1 pseudogene is annotated in these 262 nt (G+C 44.3%); it reads right to left on the bottom strand.

From position 1 onward, the window contains the following. A pseudogene (locus tag RT99_RS25480) lies at positions 1–262 on the bottom strand (hypothetical protein); the annotation flags it as partial.

The raw sequence follows: 262 nt of genomic DNA, 5'->3' as shown, positions 1-262 counted from the left end.
TACCACAACCACTGAAATTACAGAATCACAGTTTGTCGGGTTGGTGATCTCGCAGATGCTGTATTCTACGTTATAGTTTCCGGCAGCAGTGTTCGCTGCAACCGTTACTGTTCCGTCTGCGTTTAAGGTTAATCCTGTTGGAACAGTAATTCCGGTTAGTTTAACTTCTCCGGGATTGGTTCCGATTACAACCGGGTTTCCGTTTAGGGTATCGTTAGCTGTTAACAATGCTGTTGTTCCTCCTGTGTTTCCATTGATTGAA

This window comes from Flavobacterium sp. MEB061 (assembly GCF_000834715.1).
Taxonomy (GTDB): domain Bacteria; phylum Bacteroidota; class Bacteroidia; order Flavobacteriales; family Flavobacteriaceae; genus Flavobacterium; species Flavobacterium pectinovorum.
Note: the sequence above shows the minus strand (reverse complement) of the source record. Positions and strands in the feature narration are given on the sequence as shown.